The organism is Catenibacterium sp. UBA627, from assembly GCF_002299355.1.
Taxonomy (GTDB): Bacteria; Bacillota_I; Bacilli_A; order Erysipelotrichales; family Coprobacillaceae; genus Catenibacterium; species Catenibacterium mitsuoka.
Genome location: NZ_DBPF01000019.1, coordinates 3,621 through 8,985, shown reverse-complemented (window position 1 = coordinate 8,985; position 5,365 = coordinate 3,621). Strand labels below are relative to the sequence as shown.

Sequence of the window (5,365 nt, the reverse complement as noted above, 5' to 3'; positions counted from 1 at the left end):
CTTTTTGTAACTGTACATAATAAAATGAATATACTATAATATTTTTGAAATGAGGTGACTGCATATGAAGACAAAAAAGGAGCTTCCAGAATGTCCTGTCGCAACATCAGTGTCTTTAATTGGTGGTAAATGGAAGCTATTAATAATAAGAAATTTAAAAAGTCGTCCATGGAGATTCAACGAACTTCAGAGAGATTTAGATGGAATTTCTCAAAAAGTACTAACTGATAGTCTGAGGCAGATGATAGATGATGGCCTTGTTTATAGAAATGATTATCATGAGAATCCACCAAGAGTTGATTATGGACTGACTGATCTTGGAAAAGAGATGATGCCGATTATTGATGCATTGGCAGATTTCGGAAATTATTATAAAACAATTGTTGATTAAGCCTAAGACTCCTTATCACTGAATTTAGTTCGAGTGATGAGGAGTTTTTTTACACTTATCTTTAAATATTGACCTACATTTTTATTTTATCCTTCACAAACGCTTTTTCTCTTTCCTTTTTTACATATAACAGCAAAAAAAGTGTTACAAATAATATGAATTGTTTTCAAGTCAATGAACTAAAAAGAACAGATCTACACAAAGCTTATTGTGAAATAGACTGGGAATGGTAGTCGGATTGACTGGGTATGAGAAGAAAATCAAAAAAGAGACTATCATTTGCGATAAGTCTCTCTTTGTTTCTTTCTTCAAAAGATGAAAATTAATTAGGGCTATATACCTTTTTTAGGAAAAATCACAGAATTATTTTCATATTTTGCTTCAAAAGTTGCCTGGATAGAAAGCTTCATAAATAGTTTTCTGTCTACATCGCTGACCATAACCGATGTATGAGCCTGACATCCTTTTAGATTAGGAAGCTGTTCCAATGCTTTCTGAGCATTTGGATCAGAAGCTGCGCTAACAGATAATGCAATCAATACTTCGTCCATATGCAAACGTGGGTTTTTACTTCCAAGATACTGTGTTTTTAAAGTCTGGATTGGTTCAATTGCTGCAGGTGAGATGACTGGCTGACTGTGTGGAATACCAGCAAGCTCTTTGAGTGCATTTAAAAGGAGTGCTGCGCAAGGACCAAGGAGGTCTGTAGTCTTACCTGTGATCATGCGGCCGTCTGCAAGCTCTAATGCAGCAGCAGGAGCTTCTGTTTCTTCTGCACGAGAAAGAGCCATGTCAACAACTGGACGATCGTGGACCGTAATACCAGCCTGGTTCATAAGCATCTCGATTTTATATACTTCTTCTTCGGAACATTCGCCAGCAAGAGCGCGTCTTCTTGCATCGTAGTAGCGACGGATGATTTCCTGACAAGAAGCATCCCTACATGCGGCATCATCACAGATACAATTTCCGGCCATGTTAACTCCCATGTCTGTAGGAGACTTATAAGGGCTTTGTCCATAAATGCGCTGGAACATTGCATTGAGTACTGGGAAGATTTCTACATCACGGTTATAGTTGACTGTAGTCTTTCCGTAAGCTTCTAGGTGGAAAGGATCAATCATATTTACATCATTCAGGTCTGCAGTTGCAGCTTCATATGCAAGGTTAACTGGGTGCTTCACTGGGATATTCCAAATCGGAAATGTTTCGAATTTAGCATAGCCGGCGCAGATGCCTCTTTTATGCTCATGGTAGAGCTGGGAAAGACAGACTGCCATTTTACCACTTCCAGGTCCAGGTGCAGTAACAACAATGAGTGGACGAGATGTTTCGATAAACTCATTCTTTCCATAACCTTCATCACTGACAATATGTGGAATATTAGAAGGGTAGCCTTCAATCGGATAATGAAGATATACCTTAATGCCAAGCTTCTCTAATTTGGTTTTAAATAAGGAAGCGCTCTGCTGTCCGCTGTACTTTGTAATAACGACACTTCCCACAAACAGATCATGTTCTTCAAAAATAGACATCAAACGAAGGACATCTACATCATAAGTGATGCCAAGATCTCCACGTACTTTATTCTTTTCGATATCTTCTGCACTGATAACAATCACAATCTCGGCCTGGTCGCTAAGCTGCATTAACATGCGCATCTTAGAATCCGGCTGAAATCCTGGCAGTACACGAGATGCATGGAAGTCATCAAATAATTTTCCACCAAACTCTAGGTAGAGCTTGTTGTCAAATTGAGCAATGCGTTCGCGAATATGAGCAGACTGCATCTGTAAATATTTTTCATTATCAAATCCTATGTTCATCATTCTATCCTCTTTCCTATAATCTTATGTTTAAACAGTTCATTCTATATTGAACCTACATTTAAAACTACCGTCTAACAATATACTACGGAATATGGGAAGTTTACAATCTTTTTATAATCTTTTTTGTGCTACTTGTTTAATACTAAAATTGTATTTGAATCTCAAAAAACCACAGGTTGTAATTATACTCCTGCCTATAATCTGATATGAAAATGAGAAGCACAAACTGCTTTTTACAATACTGAAACAATCATGCAAGAAGTATACACATTGTACAAAAAATGTTTATCTCATTGGTAAAGATGCATATTCAAAAAGAGAATATTATCGCTTTTGTATTATAAGTATTGATAGTCCAGCAATATATGATTTAAAATATAAATAGTTGCATATTAAGCGTAATGATTATAGAAGAACGATGAGGTCATATTATGGAAAATACTATAAAAACAAATAACGATGAAATAAAAGTAAGAGACGAATCAGGAAGTATATCTGAAGTAACAGAAGAACTTCTATTAGATGCAAGATCATCTCTTGAAAACAAGAAAACTATAAGTGTTCCTATTGGGAAACTATCATCTTTAGGTGCAGGTGTTTCTTCACTTATTCCTGCACTGCATACAGTTACGACAACTACTACTTTTTCAACTGATAAATTATATAGAATCGCAAATCAAGCAACGGGAGATACCTTGAAAATGGCTAAGGATGGAACTGCCTGGGGTGCTATGAAGACACAGGCAGGAAAATCTAAAATGGCTAAATTAGCTGAAGCGGGTCCTCTTTCTGCTACATCTCAAGCTGTAGTTCCAATAGATCCTGCTACTATGATGATGGCAGTCGCTTTATATTCTATTGAGAAAGAACTTGGAGAGATTGCGAAAACACAAAAACAAATATTGTCGTTTATGGAATTCCAAGATGAGGCAGATATTGAAGGTGATCTTGAAACAGTCAATGAACTTCTTACTAATTATAAGTACAACTGGGATAATGAAATGTATGTTTCAAATAGTCATAAGATGGTTATGGATATAAAAAGAACTGCGAGAAGTCATATGCTATCACATCAAAAACAGATAACTGAATGTCTTTCTTCAAAGAAACTATTAGTAGGACAAGAACAAGTCAAAGAATCTTTATATGACTTAGAGAAAAAATTTAAGTATTATAGACTTTCTTTATACACATATTCACTATCATCTATGATGGAAATCATGCTTGGTGGTAATTATAAAGAAGAGTATATTGCAGGTATTAGAGATGAGATTACAGAACTTTCAGAAAAATATAGAAGTCTATTTAACGAAAGCTCACTTTATATTGAAAAACTTGGAGATAATTCTGTTGAATTTAATGTCGTAAATGGCTTAGGTATAGCAGGAAAAGCAGTTGGTAAAATGATTGGTAGCATCCCATTTATTAGCGAAGGACCTGTAGATGAATTGCTTCAAGAGGGTGGAAGCCAGTTAAAGAAAACTGCCAAAGAAATGAAGATGGATGCTGTTCATCAATTTTCATCATTAAGTAATTCAGGTACACATGTATTTGTTGATAAAATGGAAGATATGATTCAGATTTATAATCATACTGAAGAAATCTGTTTTGATGATAAAGAGATTCTTTTGGTTGTAAATTAAATAATCAAACAAAGACACCATTAGGGTGCTTTGATTATGAAGTATATACTAGATAAGTATAAAGAAATGATACAATTCAGGCTTTCTTTCAAGATTAACATGATATCACTTTGGTTTCTCTATATAATACTCATTGAGGTGAAAAAGTATGAAACTAATTAAAAACATTCAAGTCTATGCACCAGAAGACTTAGGTGTCAAAGACATATTGATTTCAGATTCTAAAATAGAAAAGATAGATGATCATATCACATATCCTTATTCTATTGAAACAATTGATGGGACAGGTTGTGTCCTTACACCAGGTCTTATTGATCGTCATGTACATATCACAGGTGGTGGGGGAGAAGCAGGCTTTATTTCTCGTGCTAGACCTATTGAAGTCAATGAAATACTAGATGCAGGTATTACTACTGTCATTGGATTATTAGGTACAGATGGCTATACAAGAAACACAAAAGAATTATTCGCTAAGGCAAAAGAATTGACTCAAAAAGGTGTCCATACCTATATTCTAACAGGAAGTTATACATATCCTACATATACGCTTACTGATTCAGTAGAAGATGATATTGTATTTATTGATAGTATTCTAGGTGTTAAGCTTGCATTAAGTGATCATAGATCAAGTCATATTATTGATGATGAACTTGTTCGTTTAGCTTCTCAAATCCGTACAGCAAGTCTTATTGCTGGAAAACAGGCTAATTTAACACTTCATATGGGTGATGAAAAACAAGGATTAACTCCTGTATTTCATGCATTAGAAAGAGCTGATATTCCTGTTTCGTTATTCCAGCCTACACACTGTAGTCGTAATCCAAACTTATTTAAAGATGCACTCAAGTTTGCTGAAATGGGTGGTACAGTTGACTTAACATGTGAAGGTGATGGCAAGACTCTAGAATTCATTAAACAGTTTAAGGATACTTCTAAAGTCACTATTTCTAGTGATGCACAAGGCTCATGGTCTACATATAATGAAGATGGATCTATAAAAGAAATTGGTATTACACCAGTCTCTAACTTAAAGAAAGAATTTATTTCTCTAAAGAATGCATTGGGATATGAAAAAGCTTTACCATTCTTTACTCAAAATGTTGCTCAAGTATTAGGCTTAAAAAATACAGGAGTTATTAAAGAAGGCTTTGATTGTGATTTAGTTGTATGGAAAGATGATGAAATCAAGCATATCATCACAAAGAAAGATTAATACTAGATAAAGGTTCTGATTTTGATAAATATCATTCAGAACCTTTTCATTTCTAAGAAATACTTAGAGGATACCATACTAATATAAAGAAATATGTTATATTCAGTCACTTATCAAGATGGTTATATTTAATCTGACTATTCTTATAAATACAGATGGTACCTCACACAATTGTGAATCATCCTTTTATGTCATGAAGTAAGATGAATTTCACCTTCTTATAGTATAATAAGAGTTCAATATAAGATGCTGAATGTATGGCTTTTTCTGATATGCTATAATATAAAAG

The 5,365-nt window shown here is 34.4% G+C and carries 4 protein-coding genes; 3 read left to right on the top strand and 1 reads right to left on the bottom strand.

The features are described from left to right. Positions 1-64 precede the first annotated feature (64 nt). Entirely contained in the window at positions 65-391 is a 327-nt protein-coding gene (locus B2S90_RS01325; RefSeq protein ID WP_129982284.1) for a winged helix-turn-helix transcriptional regulator, read from the top strand. A 332-nt stretch (positions 392-723) separates the two neighbouring features. Here B2S90_RS01325 and B2S90_RS01320 read toward each other — a convergent pair whose 3' ends face one another. Next, positions 724-2,220 carry a DUF1846 domain-containing protein gene (locus B2S90_RS01320; RefSeq protein ID WP_286696432.1) on the bottom strand — a complete coding sequence of 499 codons (1,497 nt, stop codon included), beginning with the start codon at positions 2,218-2,220 and terminating at the stop codon, positions 724-726. A 431-nt stretch (positions 2,221-2,651) separates the two neighbouring features. Between B2S90_RS01320 and B2S90_RS01315 the strand changes: the two genes are divergently transcribed. Then, positions 2,652-3,863 (top strand): hypothetical protein, encoded by a 1,212-nt coding sequence (locus B2S90_RS01315; protein ID WP_279080353.1) that lies wholly within the window; start codon positions 2,652-2,654, stop codon positions 3,861-3,863. 148 nt (positions 3,864-4,011) lie between these two features. After that, the gene (gene iadA / locus B2S90_RS01310; RefSeq protein ID WP_286696431.1) at positions 4,012-5,076 is read left to right on the top strand and encodes a beta-aspartyl-peptidase; all 1,065 of its coding nucleotides are present in this window, start codon (positions 4,012-4,014) and stop codon (positions 5,074-5,076) included. The last annotated feature ends 289 nt before the right edge of the window (positions 5,077-5,365 follow it).

Coding starts and splice junctions, on each gene's coding strand:
- B2S90_RS01325 (WP_129982284.1), top strand. CDS start 65: ATGAAGACAAAAAAGGAGCTTCCAGAATGTCCTGTCGCAACATCAGTG.
- B2S90_RS01320 (WP_286696432.1), bottom strand. CDS start 2,220: ATGATGAACATAGGATTTGATAATGAAAAATATTTACAGATGCAGTCT.
- B2S90_RS01315 (WP_279080353.1), top strand. CDS start 2,652: ATGGAAAATACTATAAAAACAAATAACGATGAAATAAAAGTAAGAGAC.
- iadA (WP_286696431.1), top strand. CDS start 4,012: ATGAAACTAATTAAAAACATTCAAGTCTATGCACCAGAAGACTTAGGT.